The organism is Roseobacter fucihabitans, from assembly GCF_014337925.2.
In the GTDB taxonomy this organism is placed as follows: domain Bacteria; phylum Pseudomonadota; class Alphaproteobacteria; order Rhodobacterales; family Rhodobacteraceae; genus Roseobacter; species Roseobacter fucihabitans.
Genome location: NZ_CP143426.1, coordinates 1 through 21,384 on the forward strand (window position 1 = coordinate 1; position 21,384 = coordinate 21,384).

At 54.4% G+C, this 21,384-nt stretch carries 12 protein-coding genes and 5 pseudogenes; 13 read left to right on the top strand and 4 right to left on the bottom strand.

Translation table 11 applies throughout. The annotated features are described in order from the left end of the window. Positions 1–50 precede the first annotated feature (50 nt). The 13 genes and pseudogenes from repA (at position 51) to ROLI_RS23145 (ending at position 17,195) form a co-directional block, all read left to right on the top strand. Positions 51–1,253: a plasmid partitioning protein RepA gene (repA, locus tag ROLI_RS23085; protein WP_187431449.1), complete on the top strand. Its 1,203-nt coding sequence runs from the start codon at positions 51–53 to the stop codon at positions 1,251–1,253. After that, positions 1,253–2,230: a plasmid partitioning protein RepB gene (gene repB, locus ROLI_RS23090; RefSeq protein WP_187431450.1), complete on the top strand. Its 978-nt coding sequence runs from the start codon at positions 1,253–1,255 to the stop codon at positions 2,228–2,230. Before repA ends, repB begins: the two co-directional genes overlap by 1 nt. Before the next feature lie 226 nt (positions 2,231–2,456). Beyond that, complete coding sequence (gene repC / locus ROLI_RS23095) at positions 2,457–3,551, top strand: plasmid replication protein RepC (protein ID WP_187431451.1); 1,095 nt, start codon at positions 2,457–2,459, stop codon at positions 3,549–3,551. A 1,033-nt stretch (positions 3,552–4,584) separates the two neighbouring features. Next, positions 4,585–5,384 (top strand): annotated as a pseudogene (locus tag ROLI_RS23100) (ArdC family protein); the annotation flags it as partial. A gap of 62 nt (positions 5,385–5,446) precedes the next feature. Further along, positions 5,447–6,576, top strand: a protein-coding gene (locus ROLI_RS23105) for an IS3 family transposase (protein WP_338469255.1) whose coding sequence is annotated in 2 segments (ribosomal slippage) — positions 5,447–5,693 and positions 5,693–6,576 — 1,131 coding nt in all. Because the reading frame shifts where the segments join, the coding sequence is not laid out codon by codon here. A gap of 39 nt (positions 6,577–6,615) precedes the next feature. Next, positions 6,616–6,750, top strand: a pseudogene (locus ROLI_RS23110) (antirestriction protein); the annotation flags it as partial. Positions 6,751–6,840: 90 nt separating this feature from the next. Then, positions 6,841–7,230, top strand: a complete 390-nt coding sequence (locus ROLI_RS23115; protein ID WP_187432285.1) for a DUF3768 domain-containing protein — start codon at positions 6,841–6,843, stop codon at positions 7,228–7,230. Positions 7,231–7,388: 158 nt separating this feature from the next. After that, positions 7,389–9,302 (top strand): annotated as a pseudogene (locus ROLI_RS23120) (ParB/RepB/Spo0J family partition protein); the annotation flags it as partial. 740 nt (positions 9,303–10,042) lie between these two features. Then, positions 10,043–10,657 (top strand): annotated as a pseudogene (locus tag ROLI_RS23125) (type IV secretion system protein); the annotation flags it as partial. 2 nt (positions 10,658–10,659) lie between these two features. Beyond that, complete coding sequence (locus ROLI_RS23130) at positions 10,660–10,824, top strand: hypothetical protein (protein ID WP_187432284.1); 165 nt, start codon at positions 10,660–10,662, stop codon at positions 10,822–10,824. Positions 10,825–12,019: 1,195 nt separating this feature from the next. Next, positions 12,020–13,486 (top strand): DNA polymerase Y family protein, encoded by a 1,467-nt coding sequence (locus ROLI_RS23135; RefSeq protein WP_187432287.1) that lies wholly within the window; start codon positions 12,020–12,022, stop codon positions 13,484–13,486. Continuing rightward, on the top strand, positions 13,486–16,788 hold the full coding sequence (locus ROLI_RS23140) for an error-prone DNA polymerase (RefSeq protein ID WP_187432283.1): 3,303 nt from the start codon (positions 13,486–13,488) through the stop codon (positions 16,786–16,788). The genes ROLI_RS23135 and ROLI_RS23140 overlap by 1 nt, the downstream gene beginning before the upstream one ends. 245 nt (positions 16,789–17,033) lie before the next feature. After that, a complete protein-coding gene (locus tag ROLI_RS23145; RefSeq protein WP_187431425.1) occupies positions 17,034–17,195 on the top strand; it encodes a hypothetical protein in 162 nt (53 codons plus the stop codon). A 14-nt stretch (positions 17,196–17,209) separates the two neighbouring features. Here ROLI_RS23145 and ROLI_RS23150 read toward each other — a convergent pair whose 3' ends face one another. The 4 genes and pseudogenes from ROLI_RS23150 to ROLI_RS23165 form a co-directional block, all read right to left on the bottom strand. Further along, entirely contained in the window at positions 17,210–18,403 is a 1,194-nt protein-coding gene (locus ROLI_RS23150) for an IS91 family transposase (RefSeq protein WP_187431424.1), read from the bottom strand. A 10-nt stretch (positions 18,404–18,413) separates the two neighbouring features. Beyond that, positions 18,414–19,301 (bottom strand): site-specific integrase, encoded by an 888-nt coding sequence (locus ROLI_RS23155; protein WP_187431423.1) that lies wholly within the window; start codon positions 19,299–19,301, stop codon positions 18,414–18,416. Positions 19,302–19,778: 477 nt separating this feature from the next. After that, on the bottom strand, positions 19,779–20,702 hold the full coding sequence (locus ROLI_RS23160; protein ID WP_187432359.1) for an NADP-dependent oxidoreductase: 924 nt from the start codon (positions 20,700–20,702) through the stop codon (positions 19,779–19,781). A 77-nt stretch (positions 20,703–20,779) separates the two neighbouring features. After that, positions 20,780–21,377 (bottom strand): annotated as a pseudogene (locus tag ROLI_RS23165) (SDR family oxidoreductase). Positions 21,378–21,384 lie beyond the last annotated feature (7 nt).

Sequence of the window (21,384 nt, forward strand, 5' to 3'; positions counted from 1 at the left end):
CTGTTTAGCGACGAAACACAGATGACCCACTAAGAGGTCGTGAGGGCAGCATGAATTCAGACGGAAATATCACGCAAACCAGTTCTATCGCTGCATCTATTGCGTCAAACGCTGCCCGTCTGTCGGAAGCGCTTAACAACCATATGCGCAATAGCTTCCAGCCCGATAGTAGAAAAGCGCTACGTAAGTTTCATCCTGCGGAAGTATCGGAACTCACCGGCATCAGTATGTCGAACCTTCGAACGCGGCATCAGGAAGGTGATTTCCCTGATGTAGAGACGGATTCCAGAGGTCGCAGGCTCTATACCGCCCAAGAGATTGACCAAATCCGCCATGTGATGGCAAAGACCGGTCGGAATGGCCAAACATACCTTCCCGGACGGCGCGAGAACGATGCCCTTCAGGTTATTTCTATAGTGAACTTCAAAGGCGGATCCAGCAAGACAACCAGCGCCATCCACTTGGCTCAACGCTATGCGTTGCGAGGCTATCGGGTACTTGCGATCGACATGGACCCACAGGCGAGCTTGACCACGATGTTCGGGTACCGTCCTGAGATCGAGTTTACTGAAAGCGGCACCGTTTATGACGCGCTAAAATACGAAGACCCTGTGCCGCTAAGCCAAGTCATCCGAAAGACATATTTTCACAACCTTGACCTCGCTCCGGCAGGTCTCTTGCTATCGGAGTACGAGACCGAAACAGCGTATGCGCTTCAGCACAAGATCGACCCGCCATTCACACAACGCCTTGCGATCGCTCTCGACGAGGTCGAAGCAGACTACGATCTCGTCATCATCGATTGCCCGCCTCAACTTGGCTTCACAACAATGACCGCTTTGTTGGCGTCTACCGGCCTTCTAATCACGGTTGTTCCCAGCATGTTGGATGTTGCATCAATGGCGCAGTTCCTTGAAATGGCTGGAGAAACTGTCCAAACTCTCGAGGAGGCGGCAGGGCCCATCGACTGGAATTTCCTTAAGTTCTTGATCGCTCGATATGAACCAACCGACGTACCACAGTCACAAATGGCGGGTTTCTTGAGGTCTATTCTCTTGGATCAAGTGTTGACCACCCCGATGCTCAAATCCACAGCGATCTCAGACGCTGGGATGACACAGCAAACCATCTATGAGCTGGATCCCTCACAAGTCGTAAAGAAGACACTAACACGCATATTAGAGTCTGTTAATGGCGTCGCGGATGAGTTCGAAAAGACGATCCAGCAAGCTTGGGGAAGGGAAACTGACTAATGGCCCGTAGAAACCTATTCCAGCCCCCTCCCCCACCCGATGCGGCCGGCACTGCGGCACCAGCCGGAGAACAAAAGGCGCGGTTCCCGAATACCGGCGCAATGAGCGGCGTCAAATCCACTTTGAAGGATGTCGCGAGCAACGCGGTAAGAGAAATCTCCGTTGATGTCATTGAAGAGAACGGCCCCAAGGACCGTCTCTCTTTCACCGATGCTGATGTTGTGACGCTAGCTGAGAGCATTAAGGCACACGGCCAACAAGTACCAATTATGGTGCGCCCCATCGCGGACAAACCCGGACACTACAAAATCGTTTATGGTCGCCGCAGATTGCGGGCCTTACGATCGCTCGGCATCCCCGCAAAAGCACTTGTCAGGTCTCTTTCTGATGAAGAGGCAATTCTTGCCCAGGGACAAGAGAACACTCAACGCTTAGATCCCAGCTTCATTGAAAAAGCGCTTTTCGCCACCGAGCTGGCTACAAGCGGCTACGAGCAAGCAATCATTCTGGATGCCCTCGCTGTGGACAAGCCAATGCTATCCCGCATGACCAAAGTTGCACGGTCTATTCCAAAGTCAGTCATTGAGCAAATTGGATCCGCTCATGGCATTGGACGGAGGCGTTGGGAAGAGCTGGCAGACCAGTCGCGCAGAGATAGCGTCGATCTTGAACAGGTCACCGCAACGCTTCAGTTTAATGTTGCAAAAAGCTCCGACGACCGCTTTGGCATGGTCAGTGACGCCATTACTCAAGCGCTAAAATCTAAGGCCACTAACAAACCAGCTGCACCCCCTACCCTCTCCATCAAACTTGGTGATGGGACGGCTTTGGCTGAAGTAAAAGAAACGGCCCGTGCTTTGACATTCAAGCTGTCGAAGTCTGATGCCCCAGAATTTGCCCAGTGGATGCGTAACAACGCAGAAGCTGAGCTTACGCGCCTCTATGAGGCGTGGCAGTCAGAGCAAAAGCCTGACTGATGTCGACCGAGCAGTAAAACTTAAAAAAGGAGCACGACCAACAACCCAAAAAAGAAAGAGCCCCCCAAGGTTTCCCTAGGAGAGCCCAATCTGTTCTTTGCACTTTCAGATTTACCAGCTTCTCCGCGCCAGTCAACAACAACCGATTCGGTTGCTGAAGATTTGCGGCCTTTTTCTAATTTTTTGAGATATCGGAGCCTTTCATATCAGGTTGTCGTGAAAAAACATGGCATTTACACAAGCAACTGCACCCACTGGGCTGCGGACCAGTGAAATATTGTCCGCGGACAATTCCATTCCAGAACGCCACATCGTTATCGCAACGCTCCGAAACGCGGCCCCGCGACTCGGTCTCAGTGCATCGGTGATTTCAACATTGGACGCGATGCTTTCGTGCCTCGCTCCAAAGCGCAACCACCACACCGTGTTTGCATCAAACTCAACGCTCACGTTCCGGCGCAATGGCATCTCAGACAGAACAATCAGACGCCACGCAGCGACGCTTCAAGAAATTGGCCTGCTCGTTCGCCGTGACAGCCCCAATCGGAAACGGTTCACAAAACACAACAGCCACGCCGGCCAAGCCCTTCGCTTTGGCTTTGACCTCTCACCGCTTTTCGATCGTCTGCATGAGATTGCTTCAATGGCGGCTGAGGTCATGAAAGAACGAGAGCAAATTGACTATCTTCGTGCCAAAATCCGCGCGGCAGCCAATGCAAGCCTGATCGAAAAGCCAAACGATGCGATGGCTCTGAACGTCTTTCGTGTCCTCCGTCGGAAATTATCACTGGAAGACTGTGAGAAAATTCTCTCAGCCCTGCCAATCAAAGAAGTTGATGCAGAGTCACCAGATGATCAAACTTCAAGTTTAGCGACTACATTGACCGCCAGTGACGGTCAAAATGTCCGGCACCATCATAAGTCAAATAAAGAACATATTGATAAAGAGAACATCTCACAAAAAAAACAAACCACTCCTGTGCCTTCAGATGCTCCAATCACAATACCAGAATTGCTATCCGCATGTCCGGAGGCAGCCGAGTTTTCGCTGAGAAGAATGGAAACTGTTCATGATGTCGTCGCTCATGCACGAACGCTGGCGCCGATGATAGGGATCAGCCCTCAAAGCTACGAGGCAGCTCATGAGCGACTGGGTGCGTTAAGAGCAGCGGCAACTGTTTGGGCCATCATGCAGTTCCATGACAAAATCAAAGCAGTTGGTGCGTATTTTAGATCAATAACCACCGGATCAAAGAGCGCAGATTTTAGCCCAGAAAGACTCATCCGGCGTTTGGCTTCGGCGCAAAAATATGCGGTTTGATTTCAAAATTGTCCGCGGACAATTTTCTAAGCCGCATCGTCGGCTTTGATGAACGGCCGCCCACACAAAGATAGCATGAGGTGCCAAGTCTTACGGTCGATAGCTGCACAGATTTTATTGCGCTCAGAAGAGATGGGGCAGGACCCACTGGTCTATATACAATCTACCACGAAGCTTTGCCGACACATTACGCGCACCATTTAGGCCCATTGCCTACCTCAATCGCCATTGAGCCTAATTCAACACTCTAGGATGGTAGCCAAAACGCGCTTTTCAATTAAAATATATAATTATCAATGTGTTAGTTGAAACATGCGTACTATTTCTCACAATAGTTCCCTGAAAAACAGTTCGTTCGTGTTTTGAGTTGTTTTGCAGTCCGCCATTACAGATGCAGCCTAGTGTTATCCTAAAGTAAAAGTTTCCTTCTTGTTTTGGGACTGTCTGATGGAACCCTTGTAGAGTGTTCCTGACGGGTCCGGGTCGGTTTCCGTCCTGTCTGTCCTGACAAGGAAGTTCCCATGCAAACAGAAGCATTGCGCGTGCTGCGCGCAGAGGCGCGATCTTGATGGCGACATCGAGAGCTAAGAAGAACTGGTGACCATGATGAGGCGCGTCGGCTGGAACGCCAAACAATCAGCCGCGATATTGGATATCTCCGTGCGGCTCTCAACAACCCCAACGCCTATGTCAGTTGTGTTGGGGGAGGGACCATTCTTCACCTCGGGCTGACAACAGTCTCGCTCTATGCCCCCGTTGAACGCTTCCCGCTCGCCAGCTTGGCCGTCCGGCTTGGAACGCCTCTGATCGACTGCCGCCCCGTCCGTGACATCATCGCCTTGGCAAACCTGCCGAAGGTCACAATGGACGGCCGGATCGATTCAGAACCTTGGACGGCCTCAAGCCGTATATCGCTTCTGACATATCTCGACGCTGCCGAACGCCTTGGCGCTCGTATCGTCAACGATCCGCGCGCAGATCGCGCGACCTAACCCAACCTTCCCAATCAACCTCAACCGAAAGGAGGCCAGTCATGGCAAGTTCCCGCACGTCCAAATTCGACGCATCCGAAGCCATCACCAATGAACTTATCCGCATCATCGAAAGGGGTGTCTTCCTTGGCGCAAACCGTGGACCGCTGGCGGCAGCGCGCGTCCCTTGCGCCACAACAGCGAGCCCTATCAGGGCGTGAATAACTTCCTGCTCACCATGCGCACGGTGATGGCAGGATATACCTCTCCGTTCTGGATGACCGTGCCGCAGGCGAATACTCTTGGAGCTAAGATACGGAAGGGCGAACGCTCGTCTGTTGTTGTTTATTATGGCCAGAGCCGAACGCAGTCGGATGATGATCAGGATGCTAACGATGGCAATGCCGATGAAGCCCGCGTGTTTCGGTTCCAGAAGTCATATCGTGTGTTCAATGCAGATCAAATCGAGGGCTTGCCGGTTGCTTTCCACCCGGATGCCTGTTCTGTCCCCGATCATGCGCAATCCGAGCCTATCCCGCATATGCAGGCGTTCTTTGATGCCATCGATATTACGACGATCTTTGGTGGGACCGAGGCACGCTACAATCCGCCCGTCGATAAGGTTTTCATGCCAAGCATTGAGCGCTTCAAGAACCCGCTGAACTTTTACGGGGTCTGGGCGCACGAGCTTGCCCATGCCACGAAGGCGCCCCATCGCCTGAACCGAGACTATGGTCTCAGCCGGTTTGGCAACACGGCTTATTCCCGCGAAGAGATCGTGGCCGAGTTGACGTCCTGCTTTCTGGGGCAGGAGCTTGGGTTCACAGCGCATACGCTAGAGCTGAACGCGTCGTATTTGTATGGTCTTGCCACGTTTTAGTTCCGGTCTCTTTCGAGCAATGTTTGCTATGAAGGAGATAGAGAATGGCACCGAGATACACAGACGAGTTTCGTCTTGATGCAGTACGCATCGCAACGACCAGTGGGCTGACACGACCGCAAGCGGCAGCGGATTTAGGAGTTGGGCTTTCGACGTTGAACAAGTGGGTTCAAAAGCATCAGCATGACAACCTGATGTCGGGTCCTCACGAGGATGTCGAGAAAGAGAACGAACGCCTTCGCAAGGAAGTTCGGTTGCTTCGCGAGGAGAGGGAAGTGTTAAAAAAAGCGGCAATCTTCTTTGCAGGCCAAAGTCGGTGAGGTTCGCCTTTATCGACGCCTGGAAAGAAGAATGGCCTGTCGAATTTCTTTGCCGCGTCATGCAGGTTACGTCGCGAGGATTTCGCGCGTGGCGAAGCCGCCCGATGAGCCAGCGACAGCGCGACGATATGGTGATCCTGGCGCATATCCGCGAACAGCACCGCTTAAGCCTGCAAAGCTATGGCGGGCCTCGCATGACCGAAGAACTGCAAGAACTGGGTCTGCAAGTTGGGCACCGGCGCGTGGGCCGCTTAATGCGGGAGAATAGCATCAAAATCATCAGGACCCAGAAATACAAGGTTACGACCGACAGCAATCATGCGTTTAACATCGCCCCTAACTTGCTGGGCCAGGACTTCTTTGCAGATGGTCCAAACCAAAAGTGGGCCGATGACATTTCCTACATCTGGACCAGTGAGGGCTGGTTGTATCTGGCAGTGATCCTTGATTTGTATTCCCGTCGTGTCATCGGTTGGGCGGTTAGCAATCGTATGAAGCGGGATCTGGCGATCCGAGCATTGGATATGGCTGTGGCACTGCGGCAACCGCCGAAGGGCTGCATGCATCATACGGATCGCGGGTCGCAATATTGTTCAGGCGACTATCAGAAACGGCTGTCTAAACACGGCTTCCAAGTTTCGATGAGCGGTAAGGGAAACTGCTACGACAATTCCATGGTTGAAACGTTCTTCAAATCACTCAGGGCAGAGCTGATTTGGCGCAACCGCTGGGAAACCAGGCGTAAAGCCGAAGGGGCGATTTTCCAGTATATCAATGGGTTCTACAATCCACGACGGCGGCACTCGTCATTAGGTGGCAAAAGCCCCTTGGCCTTCGAACGAAAGGCTGCCTAAATGAGTTGAGAGACCGGAACGCAACCGCGACAAGACCAGTATCACTGGTTGCGTGTGCTGCGCTCGGACAAATCTGCGATTTTCAAACATGCGGCCGATGCTCAGAAGGCCTGCGATTACCTGATCGCACGCTCAGAGGCGGGCAGGGCAGGGGCCACCGATCAGGCAGCCTGAGAGGTCTGGTGCTGTCCCTGGCGGCGGCTCTCAAAAAGTAAAAGCAAGCTTTTGGTTTTGTGTTTTTAATTTCCTCGAAAGGACAAGCCCATGACCACTTCCGCACGCCCTCAAACCGAAGGCCCCGACATCACAGCAATCGCTGCTCAGAATGATGCCTTCCGCAAACTTGCCTGCCTTGGCATTGCACCAGATCAGCCCATTGCAGGCCGTATGCATGTCACACGGTCTCTTGCTGAAGCCGAGGATGGCTTCATGGCTGAGGCGGTCAAAGCAACAGGTGAGTTCGACACCTTTGAACCCGAGAATGATCCTGACGGATGCCACGACTTCGGGGCCGTCGATATCAGGGGGCAAAAGGTCTTTTGGAAGATCGATCTTTATGAGGCGGATAGCGATTTCCGCTACGGTGCTGAAACCCCTGACAATCCCGGAACCACCATGCGCGTGCTCACCATCATGATGGCATCTGACTGGTAGAGCAGGGGGCTTAACCTCGCAAATGAAGCACTATCTGAAGGCCCGCTGACCTCTACAAAGGGAAAGCGGGCCTTTTGTCATGTGATCCTCAAATCCGGGGATTGGTCAGGCCGCTTTCGAATGTTCGGGGCGGCGCAAACATCTCAAAAGGATATCACATGACACATGCTCTCAAATCAGTCTCCGTTGCCATCGGCGATCTTGTCGCCCACCCAGCCAATGTGCGCAGCAAATCACCGGAGGAATACGCCTCAGAGAATATTGCTCACCTCAAAGCCAGCATTGGCGTGCTCGGCATTATTCAGCCGTTATTGGTTCAGAACATCGACGGCAAGTTCGGCGTCTTGGCAGGTGGTCGACGTCGCGCTGCCCTAAACGAATTGGTCGCTGACAAGACCGCCAAAGGCTTCACCAACAAAACCAAGATCGAATGCCGCTTGGTGCCAGACAACTGCGATGTGACCACGGCCCTATCGTTGGCCGAAAACATCACCCAAGCCCCGATGAACGCTATCGACGAGTTTGAAGCCTTCGCGCGCATGATGGAGGTTGATGGACAATCGCCAGACACCATTGCCAAGACCTTCGGGACGACAATTGCCGCCGTCAAAGGGCGTCTGCGCTATGGCCTCATCCATCCCGACATCCGGGCAGCCGCCCGAGCCAAGACGATTACGCTCGATACGATGAAGGCTTTTGCGGATCATCCCAGTCAGGCTGTGCAGGTAGAGGTGTTCGAGGCGCTGACGAAAGATGGCGACAGCTATGTGCAGGCCTATACAGTGCGTCAGGCACTCAAGACCCGCGGTGTGCAGGTGAGCGACGATATCGGGGTCTTCGTGCGTGAGGACTATGAGGCGCGAGGTGGTCCTATCGCTGCCGACCTCCTCGAGGAGCATTCGGTGTTAGAAGACATCGCACTGGTCGAAACGATCATGGTCGAAAAACTCACCGCCGCCGCCGAAGAGGCACGGGCCCAAATGGGGTTGGCGTGGGCCGAGGCGTTGGTGCGCTACGATTATGCAACGATGGCAGAATATGGTCGCGTCTATCCCGGTCCGGTCGAGCCTGATGCCGCTGGTCAAAAGCGCGTGGATGCGATCACGGAGGAACTCGAGAAACTGCAACTTGAGATGGAGGACGAAAACCTCGAGACGGATGCCTACAAAGCCCTCTACGATCGCGTAGATGCGCTCGAAGAAGAGGCGCGGGATCTGCAGGAGGCATATAGTGCCGAAGACCTTGCGCAGGGTGGCGTCATCGCATCTTGGTCAAACGGCAAGATTACGCTGCATGTCGGCCTGGTGCGGCCAGAGGACAAGCCTGAGGCGACATCTCAAACGACCAGTGCCGGCGGCACGTCTGGTGACGCAGAAGGGCAGGGCACGGACGCAATCGTCTATCCCGCCTCACTGACCCAAGACCTCAAGACAGAGCGGGCAATGGCCCTCGGGGCGGCGATGACGCTGCATCCGGAGGCCACGCTTGATCTGACCTTGTTCAAGCTGGTCACGGACGTGCTTGGCGGCATGAGTGCAACCCATGGCATCAAGGTCGAAGCCCGAAAAGAATACCGCAGCCACGCCAAGATGGATGAGATCGATGGCACATCGCTGGAACAGGTGGCCGAGGCGCATGACGCGCTCGATCTGTCTTGGGCGGATGAGGCGAAGTCTCCGGCAGATCAGTTTGCATCATTCCGCGCCCTTGATGCGGGCGAGAAGGCCAAACTGGTCGCCTATGCCACGGCCAGCACGACGCAATCGTGTTTTTCCCGCAGCGTTCAGAGCGATAGCCTGATGCACGACTTCGAGATCGAGGTCATGCCGGACATCCGCGCCCACTGGACGCCAAACGCGGCGCTGTTCAATCGCTTCAAAAAGGCGTGGCTGCTTAAAATCCTTGGCGAAGAGCTCGGCCTCGCGCAGGAGGCGGTAACATTGGCCTCCATGAGCAAGAGAGAGATCGTCGCCTTTTGTGACAAGCTCTTCGCCGAGCCATTCGCGACCCTTACCGAGGCACAACACGCGGCCGTTAGGGCGTGGTGCCCGCCAATGATGCAAACGACCGGTGGCGTTATACGCCGAGACAGGATCGCAAAGATCAGGTGTTTGCTTGATGCCGAACCAGAACGCACTCAAATGCCGGACGCGGCCACAAACTCTGAACCCGACGATCCGCCCGTGCAGCAGCCTTGCCCCAAATGCGGTGGTGCGATGATCATTGTTGAGATCTTCCTGCGCGGCCAAACACCCAAATGCCGCGCCCCGCCATGGAAGGACGCCGCATGATACAACTAGAAAATCCGACCTTGCCTTGCGCAGACGTCGGACCAGTCAGTGCGGCCCTCTCAAAAAATCCGATGCCACATCACGCCTGCGGCGACATCATGGGGCACCAAATGGCAAAGTCATGCTGGGTAAATAAACCGGCAAACGCCGCCCGTCGTCAAAATCCCGCTCGCTCTGCGCATCAAACGCTGCAGCCGTAACGCACAATCCCCATAGTAACGAAACCCGCCCGCGCTTTCCTCCTTGTCGGATTTGTCGCCGCTGCAGCTCGCGCTGACAGCAGCCACAAACCTTAGACTTTCCCGACATTGACGTTTGGGCATGTTGCTGACGTAGCATTTTTTCGCAATTGCAGCGGCGCGCTTTTTGCGGTGCAGCGGGTTTCACCAGAGCAGCCGTTCAAACTGGTCACCCACGCCGGACCTCAAATTGATCTTTCGCCGCACGGTGCAGGAACTCACATGTCGCGGACTTCCCGGATCAATGCCGGCGCGGCTATAGCTGACGCAGAAAACGTTCGCATTGGTGGACTGGCTGCCTTCATACTGGTCGCGTCGCGTCTGATGATTGCCCTTCTTATTGGCATCGCACCGATCATGATCTTTTTGACGCTGTTTGACATCACCAAAGACTATTTTACGCGTTGGCTCTCCGCGCTGATCTCCTTTGCCATTTATCCAATTGTCGTGGCGGGCGTATTTGCAACGATCACAGGAGTTGCCTCCGCATTGATCGGGGAGCTTGGCGATCCCGAAGGGGCAACAAACATCGGTGCACTCATCCCGTTTTTTATGATGGTTCTGATGGCCAAAGGATTTATCGTCGCAACGCCATTCATCGTACGGGCGATCTCAGGGAATATCATGATGCCTGCGCTGTCGGGCAGCCTGAGTGGAAGCTATGGATTCATGCGGGCGGCCATGGGAAATCAACAAGCTTACAATCGCTATCTGGTTGGTGGCGCAAGTGGGGCTGAATATGCAGCACTAAGAGCCCGCCAGTTCTTTGGTGCGCAGCAAATGCCACAACGGCCGGGAATGGCCAATGTGACACCGACGGGGGGCAATCCATCGACCGGGACTGGATCGCAAATGCTGGCTCAGCTTGCGAGGCTTGGCAGGTTGGGGAGAAGGTGAGCATGTCTGACCCAGACTCGGAACTTCTTCTCAAAGAGCAGGCTGATCTTTGGGCCATGTCGTATGGATTTATCGATGCAGACGAAATGAAGCAGTGGGGCAAACAAATGGAACGTGAGCGCCTTGCAGAATTTGACTTGAAAGAGGTGACCGAGAATGAACAATAGTAGAGTAGCAGATCGCCTTGGTGGCTTGGTCATCGGGCTTCCAACAGTGGCATTGCCTATATGGATTGCGGGTTGGTCGCACTGGCTGGGCGTAGTTACGACGATCTTGTTTTTGTTTATAGCCGTGTCTTACGTTTGCGGCGTAAAGCCTAAATGGTTTCAACATGGCAATGCGAAGTAAGCGCAGCTTAAACAACACCCCCCAATGACGCGGCTACCTCGATGTGTTTCTTGTATGATGTTTTTTAACACGATGACCTTCTCATGTCATATGGGCAGGATGTCTTTGACTGCTTGGCAAGTAGCTGCCGCACCTTACAAAAAATCGTACAATAAGGGCTGCTGCTCCGGCAGGGGTCAGGACCATACGTTAGTGAAACCAGCCGTTCGTGCATTATGCAGCGAATGCTTAGTCTGAGCCCAGACTCACAGATGCTGCGTCATGATCGAATGACTGCTTATGTTTGTGCGAAACTGTTTCAGAATTTGACCTGCTTAGTTTACTAAAGTAGAACATATGGTGAACATTTGGGAATCATTATGTCGTGTATGCAGTCTGTACGCATTCAAAAACGTGGGTTTGGTCAGGCACATCAACATGCCACAATCAAACACACAGCATCGGAAATTTTCCCCGATGCCACCAAAGATGCTGCTGCGATTGGGTATGTTTTGTCACGGCTAACCCGCTCAAGTGCACCGATTCTTTGGGTGCAGGATCGACTTTCGCGCAAGGAAACGGGGCAGCCTTATCTGGCGAGTATTGGGATAATACGCCCCATTATCACGGTCGATCTTTCGCGTGCCGCAGATGTGCTGTGGGCGTTGGAAGACGGGCTTCGCTGTCGTGCACTCGCTGCAGTTATTGGCGAAGTGTGGGGCGACCCAGCCGCCCTCGATTTTACGGCAACCAAAAGACTGGCGATGCGGTCAGAGGCTGCAAATGTGCCATGCTGGTTGATCCGTCATGCCGCCACCCCAAACCTGAGTGCGGCCCGCGACCGTTGGCGGATCGCCAGTCTGCCGTCTGCGCCGAATCCATACGACGCGGAGGCACCGGGAAATCCGCGTTGGTCGCTCGATCTGTTCCGGTCGCGGGGGTCGCAACCGGGGAAATGGACGGTGGCATATGACCGACAGGCGGATCGTCTCGATCACGTTGCCCCACTTCGCGATGGAACGGTGGGAGCGGATCATGGAACGTCAGGGCAGCGCGCTATCGGATGATATACCATTAGTCTTGGCGCGCGAGGGACAGCACGGGCCAGTGATCCATGCGGCCAATCGTACGGCACGGCATTTGCGCATTGCGACTGGATCGCGCGTTGTCGATATGAAGGCGATTTGCCCTGAATTACAGATTGAATATGCCGACCAGTCTGGTGACAGGGCTGCGCTGGACCGCCTTGTGCTTTGGGCGCGGCGCTGGTGCCCTTGGACAGTGCGTGACGGTGATAACGGTTTGATTTTAGATACGACAGGATCGGCACATCTGTTCGGTGGAGAGGCGGCGATGTTGGTCGAGATGGAAACGCAATTGTCTTTGCTTGGCCTCACATCGCGCATGGCCATGGCCCCGACATGGGGGGCTGCATGGGCATTAGCGCGTTTCGGTCCTGTGCGGCCGATATGTGCGGCGGATGAAACGGCGATAAAGCTGGGGGCGTTGCCTGTTTCAGGGCTACGGTTGGACGGTGATACTTTGCTACTTTTGCAGCGTTTGGGGCTCAAAACCATTGGTGCGGTGATGGATGTGCCGCGTCTGTCGCTGACGCGTCGGTTTGTGAAAGCGACGCTGACTGCCAACCCGCTGATGCGGTTGGATCAGGCCTTGGGCAAACTGGCCGAACCTGTTGCCAGCGTTGATACCAAACCACAATTTTCAGTGCAAAGCCGTTTGGCCGAACCGATCTTTGATCCGACGCCTTATTTGCCCGAACTCTGCGAGAAATTATGCGACGCTTTAGAACAGGCGGGCATGGGATGTCGGCGTCTGCACCTCACTGTATATCGCACGGATGGCGATGTCAGTCATGTCGATGTGGCGACGTCTGCCATCACGCGCGACCCTGTGCATCTGCATAGTCTGTTTCGCGATAAGGTGGAGCGGATCAATCCCGGCTTTGGGTTTGACCTGATCACATTAACTGCCAGTGATGTGGAACAGGTGCAGGTTGCTCAGACCCACTTGGATGGTGGGGTAGACGATGATTTGCATCTCACGTTGTTGGTGGACCGGCTGACGGCAAAGTTTGGTGCGCGTGCTGTGTCATGCCCTGTCTTGCGTGAAAGTCATGTGCCGGAACGGGCCGAGGTCCGCATTGCCGCACTTGCGGGACATACACAAACGGCTGCGGTCACGACGAAAGAACGCCCCATCCGCCTGCTGGATCAACCCGAAGAAATCGGTGTGCTTTATGCCGTCCCCGAAGGCCCGCCCGCACAGTTTGTTTGGCGTAGACAAACGCACCGTGTGGCCCGCTATTCAGGACCGGAACGCATTGCCCCTGAATGGTGGCACGACCGCCCCGGCACGCGCTTGCGCGATTATTTCAAGGTCGAGGATCAGGCAGGGCGGCGTTTGTGGCTATATCGCGAAGGCCTGCACGAAGACGGGCGTGGCGGTGATCCGCGCTGGTTTGTGCACGGGATGTTTGCGTAATGCCCGAAATGGATAACCGGCACCCAAGGCGCACGATTGAGGATGATGGCTTCACACCCAACCTCCCCAGCGATTTTGTTGAACTGGGTGTCAGTACCTGTTTTTCCTTTCTGCGCGGGGCATCTGATGCTGTGGATTTGGCCACAACCGCAAACAATCTTGGCTATGATAAGCTTGGCTGCGCTGATCTGAACACAATGGCAGGTGTGGTCCGTTTGCATGCCGAGGCGCATAAAGCTTGCGTACATCCGGTCATTGGGTGCCGTTTGCAATTGGTCACGGGTGAGGCATTTCTTGCCTACCCCCGCAACCGCGCCGCCTATGGGCGGCTGTGCACGTTGTTATCCAAGGGTAAAATGGAGGCGACCGACGGATCATGGCAGATCAAAGGGGCCTGTGACATCACGTTGGATGATCTGGCACAGTATAGTGCAGATGTGCAGTTGATCGTTTTGCCCGGTCTGGACCTTGATCATTTCTGCGCGGGCCTGCGCCGCCTGACACGCGCATTACCCACCCTAAGGCATATCGCCGCTAACCACCTCTACCGCGGCGATGACCGCGCCCGCATTAACCGTCTTGACGGTTTGGCTAAGGCGCATGGGTTGTCTATTTTGGCAACGAATGACGTGCATTATCATGCCCCGGAACGACGCCCCTTACAGGATGTGATGACCTGTATCCTACATAAGACGACGATCCAAAAGGCGGGTTTTTTGCTAGAAGCAAATGCCGAACGGCACCTAAAATCACCTGCACAGATGAAGACGCTATTTGCGCAATGGCCCCATGCGATCCGCGCAACACGGGCGGTCGCAGATGCGTGCGATTTTGATCTGCGCGAACTCTCATATGAATACCCGCGAGAAACTGTGCCGCAGGGGTACACCCCACAAGCATATTTGGAACAACAGACATGGAAAGGCGCTGCATGGCGTTATCCGGATGGCATTCCTGATGGTGTTACCAAGGTGTTGCGCAAGGAACTGGCTCTGATTGGGAAAATGGACCTCGCCCAGTATTTTCTAACGATCCAGAACGTCGTGGATTTCGCCCGCCATGATTGTAAGCCGCCGATCCTGTGCCAAGGGCGGGGGTCTGCTGCGAACTCTGCTGTTTGTTACGTTTTAGGCATTACCGCGGTTGATCCGGCCACCAATGATCTGCTGTTTGAACGGTTCATTTCCGAGGAACGCAAAGAACCGCCCGATATCGACGTCGATTTTGAACATGAACGCCGCGAAGAGGTGATCCAGCATATCTATGACAAATACGGGCGTGACCGCGCGGCCCTTTGCGCCACTGTCATCCACTATCGTCCCCGCATGGCTGTGCGCGAGGTCGGCAAAGTCATGGGGCTGTCTGAGGACATCACGACCGCCTTGTCCAAAACGATCTGGGGGTCATGGGGTCGTGAAGTCGGTGCACGCGAAGCGAAAGAAGCTGGTATTGACCTGAAAGATTCACTGATGGCGCGTACGATCAAGATCGCTGATCAAATGATCGGTATGCCACGCCACTTGGGCCAGCATGTCGGGGGCTTTATCTTGACCGAAAACCCGCTGACGCAGACTGTGCCTATTGGAAACGGTGCAATGCCTGAACGCAGTTTTATCGAATGGGACAAAGACGATATCGCCGAATTGCGCATCCTCAAGGTCGATGTGCTGGCACTTGGCATGCTAACTTGTATCCGTAAAGCGTTCGATATGGTCGAAGCGTATTACGGACGAAAACTGACGCTTGCGAATATCGAAGAGGGTGACAACGCCACCTATGACATGCTGTGCAAGGGCGACAGTCTGGGTGTGTTTCAGGTCGAAAGCCGCGCACAAATGAACATGTTGCCGCGCCTGAAACCACGCGAATTCTATGATTTGGTGATTCAAGTCGCCATCGTCCGCCCCGGTCCGATCCAAGGAGATATGGTGCATCCCTATCTGCGCCGACGCAGCGGGAAAGAGGCTGAAGGCTATCCGTCGCCAGCACCGCCCCACGACCCTGATGAATTACGCAAAGTCCTCAAACGCACCAAAGGCGTGCCGATTTTTCAAGAACAGGCGATGAAAGTCGCCATGGTCGCGGCAGAGTTTTCCCCTGATGAGGCCAACCAACTGCGCAAAGCCATGGCCACATTCCGGTCACGCGGCACGATTGGACTGCTTGAGGAAAAGATGGTCGGACGCATGATCAAGCGTGGCTATGATCCTGAATTCGCCAATCGTTGTTTTCACCAGATTAAAGGCTTTGGTGATTATGGATTTCCCGAAAGTCACGCGGCGAGTTTTGCGCATCTGGTGTACGTCTCAAGCTGGATCAAATGCCATTATCCGGATGTATTCTGTGCCGCCTTGCTGAATGCGCAACCAATGGGGTTTTACGCCCCGGCCCAGATTGTACGTGACGCGCGCGAACACAACATTATCGTGCGCGGGCCAGATGTGAATTACAGCGATTGGGACAGCACATTGGAACCTATAGAACGTGGCGTTTTTGCTGTGCGGCTTGGATTGCGGCAAGTCGATGGTGTGCGTCAAGACATGGCACAACGGATCATAGATGCGCGACAAAACCCATTCTCTGATCTGGTTGATTTGAAACAGCGGGCGCGGCTTGATGCGGGAACAATGCGTAAACTGGCGGCGGCCGATGCCGTGCGGTCAATGCAATTGGACCGGCGTCAGGCGCTATGGGACGCGCGGGCATTGCGCGATGCACCAGACCTGCCCCTGTTCCAAAAAAGTCAGGATGAAGGGTATGAGGTCCAGTTTGATTTGCCCAAGATGCCCATGTGCGAACATGTAGTCGCCGATTACCAAACGACGCGCCTATCCCTCAAAGCGCATCCAATGTCATTTCTACGCACCAGCATGGCAAAACAAGGCTATGCCACAACCGTATCACTAAACGATATGCGCAACGGTCAAACCGTAAAATTGGCTGGGGTCGTCCTCATCCGCCAACGCCCCGGTAGCGCCAAAGGCGTGTGTTTTATCACGATTGAGGATGAAACAGGCGTCGCTAACCTTGTCGTCTGGCCAAAGGTGATGGAAGCGTTTCGTAAAGTGATCATGCAGTCGCGGATCATTGATGTACGCGGCACTATGCAACGCTCGGATGATGTTATTCATGTCGTTGCTCATCATTTAACAGACCGGAGCGATGCACTTATGCGGTTATCAAATGACGCGATGGAGCCACCACTTGCCCGCGCAGACGAAGTAAAGAGGGCAATTCCGAATGGCACCCAGGGCCACCCACGTAACGTGCGGGTCATCCCAAAGTCGCGGGATTTTCATTAAGAGCGTTTTTGCGTCTCATGGCTCAATTCACAACTAATAATTACCGTTCTACACGAAAGCAGACCTTGCGTTGCAAATGCCCAATGGCCGCTTCGTTTAAGGTTTTTCGATGCGGGCCTGTGCGCGACTTTTCGGCTTAGTGTGAGTGTGGCCCGCGTTGGGAAACATGACTAGGAGGAAGCCGTGGGGTCTGGGCGCGCGCTATGGGGGAAGCGCCAATCAGGTTCAGCCGAGGATGCTGCGAGATGGAATTGCTTGGCATCATTTCTCATGGATTGGTGCCCTTGAGCGTCTTTTTCGGAGTGGCTTGGCACCAGTTTGGGCGCATTGGACGCCATCAATTTTCCTTCACCCAAGCCGATACCAGCCCAAAACGCGATGCAGTTCGGGGAATGGTCTTTGATTGATGACGTGCGCCCCGTCATGCTGCGGCCTTTCTGGGTGGTGCGCGGGATTGTGGTCTTTGGCCCCGCCGGAAGGTCTCGATGATGCGCATTTTCCCGCCGCAGCCGGGGCATGGGTCTCGCAGTGTGAGCGGGATGACCTCGGCGACTGGTGGGTCATCCTGTTTGGCGGTTTGTGCGCCAAGTAAGGTCCGAGCTTTTGCGATGTTAGCCTTACGGGTCGAACTGGCGAGCAGGCCATAATGGCGGATGCGGTGGAACCGGTCCGGTAGCACATGGATCAGAAAGCGGCGGATGAACTCTGATGTGGAAAGGTGCATGACGGATCGCCCGTCACCAGATTTGAAGCGATAATCTTTCCATCGGAACGCAACGGTGTTGGCATCGGCACTGATCAAACGGCTGTTTGAGATGGCGATGCGGTGCGTGTAGCGGCTGAGATAGGCGAGCACGGCTTCGGGCCCGCCGAATGGCGGTTTGGCATAGACCACCCATTTGGTTTTGCGCAGTGGGGCGAGATATGCGGCGAAGGCCTGTGGGTCCGACAGCCCGTTCAGATCGCCGAAGAAGGACAGTTCACCTGCGCGGTGCAGGGCAAGCAGCCCTTCGATAAACAGCCGCCGGAACAGTCGTGACAACACCCGCACATGTAGAAAGAACCCCGGCTTGCAAGCGATCCATCTCTTGCCATCTGACGACAGACCGCCGCCTGGGACAATCATGTGGACATGGGGATGGTGCGTAAGTGCCGACCCCCACGTATGAAGGACGCTGGTCATGCCAACCCGCGCGCCGAGCCGTTTGGGATCGGCTGCAATTGTCATCACCGTTTGCGCAGACGCTTTGAACAGTAGGCCATAGACGGCCTTCTTGTTCCAGTAGGCGATACGAGCGATCTGCGCAGGCAACGTGAAGACGACATGGAAATATTCCACGGGCAGCAGATCCTCGGCGCGCGCTTCCATCCAGTCGCGCGCGGCCGGACTCTGGCACTTGGGACAGTGCCGGTTCTTGCAGCTATTGTACGCAATGTGCATGTGGTTGCATTTGGTACAGGCCGCCACATGCCCGCCGAGCGCCTCAGTTCGGCAGGCTTCGATTGAGGACATCACTTTGAGCTGGGACAGGTTGACATGGCCCTTATTGACCTGCCGCCACGCAGGACCAAACTTTCGGAAAATATCCGCAATCTCCAGTTCTGGCCGGGGCACCCGGCCTCGGTTATTCCCGTCTGCGCTTGCGGGTCTGTACGTTCAGCCTTTTGAGAGCTTCAAACGGGCTGGGCGTATCCCGGATTGTTTTAGTCGCAACATGGGTATAACGCGCTGTCGTGCTCAGCTTGGCGTGACCCAGTAAGACCTGAATCACCCGCACATCCGTTCCAGCCTCCATAAGATGGGTGGCAAAGCTGTGCCGCAAGGTATGCAGCGTGGCTGGCTTTGAAATACCAACCAGATGTTTGGCCGAGTTGAACGCCCGACCCAATTGCCTCGACGTGACCGGATTGATCTTCGGCTTGCCCGGAAAGAGCCATCCCTCGGGGCGCGCTTCGCACCAATAGTCACGCAACAAGTCCAAGAGATCGGGTGACAGCATGACCTTGCGGTCCTTGCGCCCCTTGCCTTCATCGACATGGATTAACATCCGGTCACTATCGATATCGCTGACCTTGAGATTGCAAACCTCAGATGCCCGCAGACCCGCACCATAGGAAATACTTAGCGCCGCCCGATACTTCAGACCCGGGCCGGGTGCCGCAGCAAGAAGCTCCGAAACATCTTCGATACTCAGCACTGTTGGCAGCCTGCGTGGCTGCGTGCGGAACTGCATGTACTTCTTCATGTCTTCACGGTTGCAGGTTGTACCGAACAGGAACCGCAGCGCCATGATCCGCGCGTTGAATGTGGGCGGTGTCACTTCCGTATCGGTCATATGCAACTGATACGCCCGAAGATCATCTGGCGTGGCGGTATCGGGCGAGCGCCCAAGAAAACCAGAAAAGTGTTTGATCGCCCGAATGTGCGCCTTCTGAGCCTTGTCGCCCATCCCGTGGATGCGCATGTCTTCCATCATCCGCTCCCGAAGCGGGGTCATCTTCTCATGTGTCATGGGGAACTCCTGTCCGTTGATTGAGAAGCCTCAATCGTCAGACAGGTTCGTTAAATCTCAAAATCCACACGGCTAAAGTCAGCGCACAACACCCGCAACAATCGCCATTGCCGCGGCAGCGGCTTCGTCCAAGTCCGCAGAGCCGACCTAGCTCTCAACAGAACCAACGGCAGCTTTGAGTCAGCAGGGAAGGTAGTCTGTTGAAGGGTGGCAGTATTTTTACCACTTGATCAAATTCGCATAAGGTGCATTATGTTAAATTTTGTAACCATATAATGTCTGCCATGTAGATCTTAGACGTTAACAATGGTGTAACCTAAACAGGTGTTCGCTTTTTTTAGATATCTCGATTGTTTATAAGTGCCAAACAGATTCCCGTTTGCAACAGCTAGTTATGCTCTATGCAATGACTGCTCCGTGAAAAGCCCAGCCTTTAAGGGGCGCGGCCTTCCGGTATCTATGTTGGGTTGCACACTACTATGGAATGGTGACGACGATTTTTCCGACTGCGTGACCGTCTTTCAGGGACTCGTACGCGGCGACTACATCCTCCATCTTGTAGGTGCTATCAATCACGGTTTTGACGTGACCATTTTCGATCAACTTGCCAAGGTCAGCCAACATCGCACCGTCGGGTTCCATAAAGAACCACTCGAACCGCACGTCGTGGTCCGGCGCAAGATTATCGGTATCTTGCCCTTTGATTGACACCAGCGTGCCGCCTTTTTTGAGAACTTTGAACGACCGGTTGAGCGTTTCGCCCCCTACCATATCAAACACGATATCATAGTCTGACAATTCGTTTTCAAAGGTTTGCTTTTTGTAGTCTATCACGACATCTGCCCCAAGCTTACGAACAAGATCAACGTTGCGCGCGCTGCATGTGGTCGCGACATGTGCGCCGAAATGTTTCGCGATCTGAATTGCCAAGGTGCCGACACCGCCCGATCCAGCATGGATCAGAACCTTATCGCCTTCTTTCATCTGCGCTTTGGCAATAAGCGCCTGCCAAGCCGTGAGGCCCGCCAACGGAACCGATGCAGCTTCTGCGTGACTAATGTTACTGGGTTTCAGCGCCAACTCACTTGCTTTTACCCGCGCGACTTGCGCGATGGCGCCTGCATCTTGCTGGTTGGCACGGGCATAGACCGCATCGCCAACGTCAAAGCCAGTCACATCTTTACCGATCTCAGTAATTTCACCCGCTACGTCAAAGCCCATGACATGGGGGAATTCCAACGGGATGTTATCTTTCATCGCGCCTGATTGCAGGATGTAGTCGATTGGGTTGATGCTTGCAGCATGCACGTTGATGAGGACTGAATCGTCACTCAGTGTAGGAGCATCAATGTCAGCGATTTCGATTTCGGTGTCGTAGTCACGGAAAATAGCGGCTTTCATGGCTCTAAGTCCTTTGTTGTTGGGGTAAATTCATAGGTCGTCACAGACGTTTGGCCATGCAAATGACACATGTGTAGCTAGACCGATTGCATAAGCATCGTTTTGCCCGCCCATTCGGCACTGATGGCGGCATCGGCCAAGGCCTTAGCTACATCACCGCGGGCTGCTTTAGCTTTCGGGTCAACTTTGTCACCAAAAACCATGTCCCCATCGCCATTGTCATCCGTCAGTGCGACAGGACGCAGAATGGCATATGTCATGCCAGAGTTTTTCACATGTTCGTCTGCGTCATGTTTAGCCTGCAGATAATGTCCCATGTCCGTGTCGGGATCGGGATTTTCCGCGCCCACACTGCTTAGCATGACGAACCGTGACACACCCGCTTTTGCCGCTTGATCCACTAAGTCTATCGCCCCATCACGGTCAATTTTATCAGTCATTTCAGCGCTCGTATCGCCGCCAGATCCAGCTGCAAAGATAACGACATCGCACCCATCACAGACCCCGTCTTGCAAATCAGCTAGATCGCCCATCCGCTGTTCAGACTGTACTGGCAGTTGACTGGTGTCAGAGCTTTCGCGCACCAAAAGCAACCGTATCGTGCCCCCGTGCGACGAGTTCGTTCATAAGACGTGTTCCGGTGTTCCCAGTGGCTCCGGCGACGAGGATTTTCATAGTCATG

Coding starts and splice junctions, on each gene's coding strand:
- repA (WP_187431449.1), top strand. CDS start 51: ATGAATTCAGACGGAAATATCACGCAAACCAGTTCTATCGCTGCATCT.
- repB (WP_187431450.1), top strand. CDS start 1,253: ATGGCCCGTAGAAACCTATTCCAGCCCCCTCCCCCACCCGATGCGGCC.
- repC (WP_187431451.1), top strand. CDS start 2,457: ATGGCATTTACACAAGCAACTGCACCCACTGGGCTGCGGACCAGTGAA.
- ROLI_RS23115 (WP_187432285.1), top strand. CDS start 6,841: ATGACCACTTCCGCACGCCCTCAAACCGAAGGCCCCGACATCACAGCA.
- ROLI_RS23130 (WP_187432284.1), top strand. CDS start 10,660: ATGTCTGACCCAGACTCGGAACTTCTTCTCAAAGAGCAGGCTGATCTT.
- ROLI_RS23135 (WP_187432287.1), top strand. CDS start 12,020: ATGGAACGTCAGGGCAGCGCGCTATCGGATGATATACCATTAGTCTTG.
- ROLI_RS23140 (WP_187432283.1), top strand. CDS start 13,486: ATGCCCGAAATGGATAACCGGCACCCAAGGCGCACGATTGAGGATGAT.
- ROLI_RS23145 (WP_187431425.1), top strand. CDS start 17,034: ATGGAATTGCTTGGCATCATTTCTCATGGATTGGTGCCCTTGAGCGTC.
- ROLI_RS23155 (WP_187431423.1), bottom strand. CDS start 19,301: ATGACACATGAGAAGATGACCCCGCTTCGGGAGCGGATGATGGAAGAC.
- ROLI_RS23160 (WP_187432359.1), bottom strand. CDS start 20,702: ATGAAAGCCGCTATTTTCCGTGACTACGACACCGAAATCGAAATCGCT.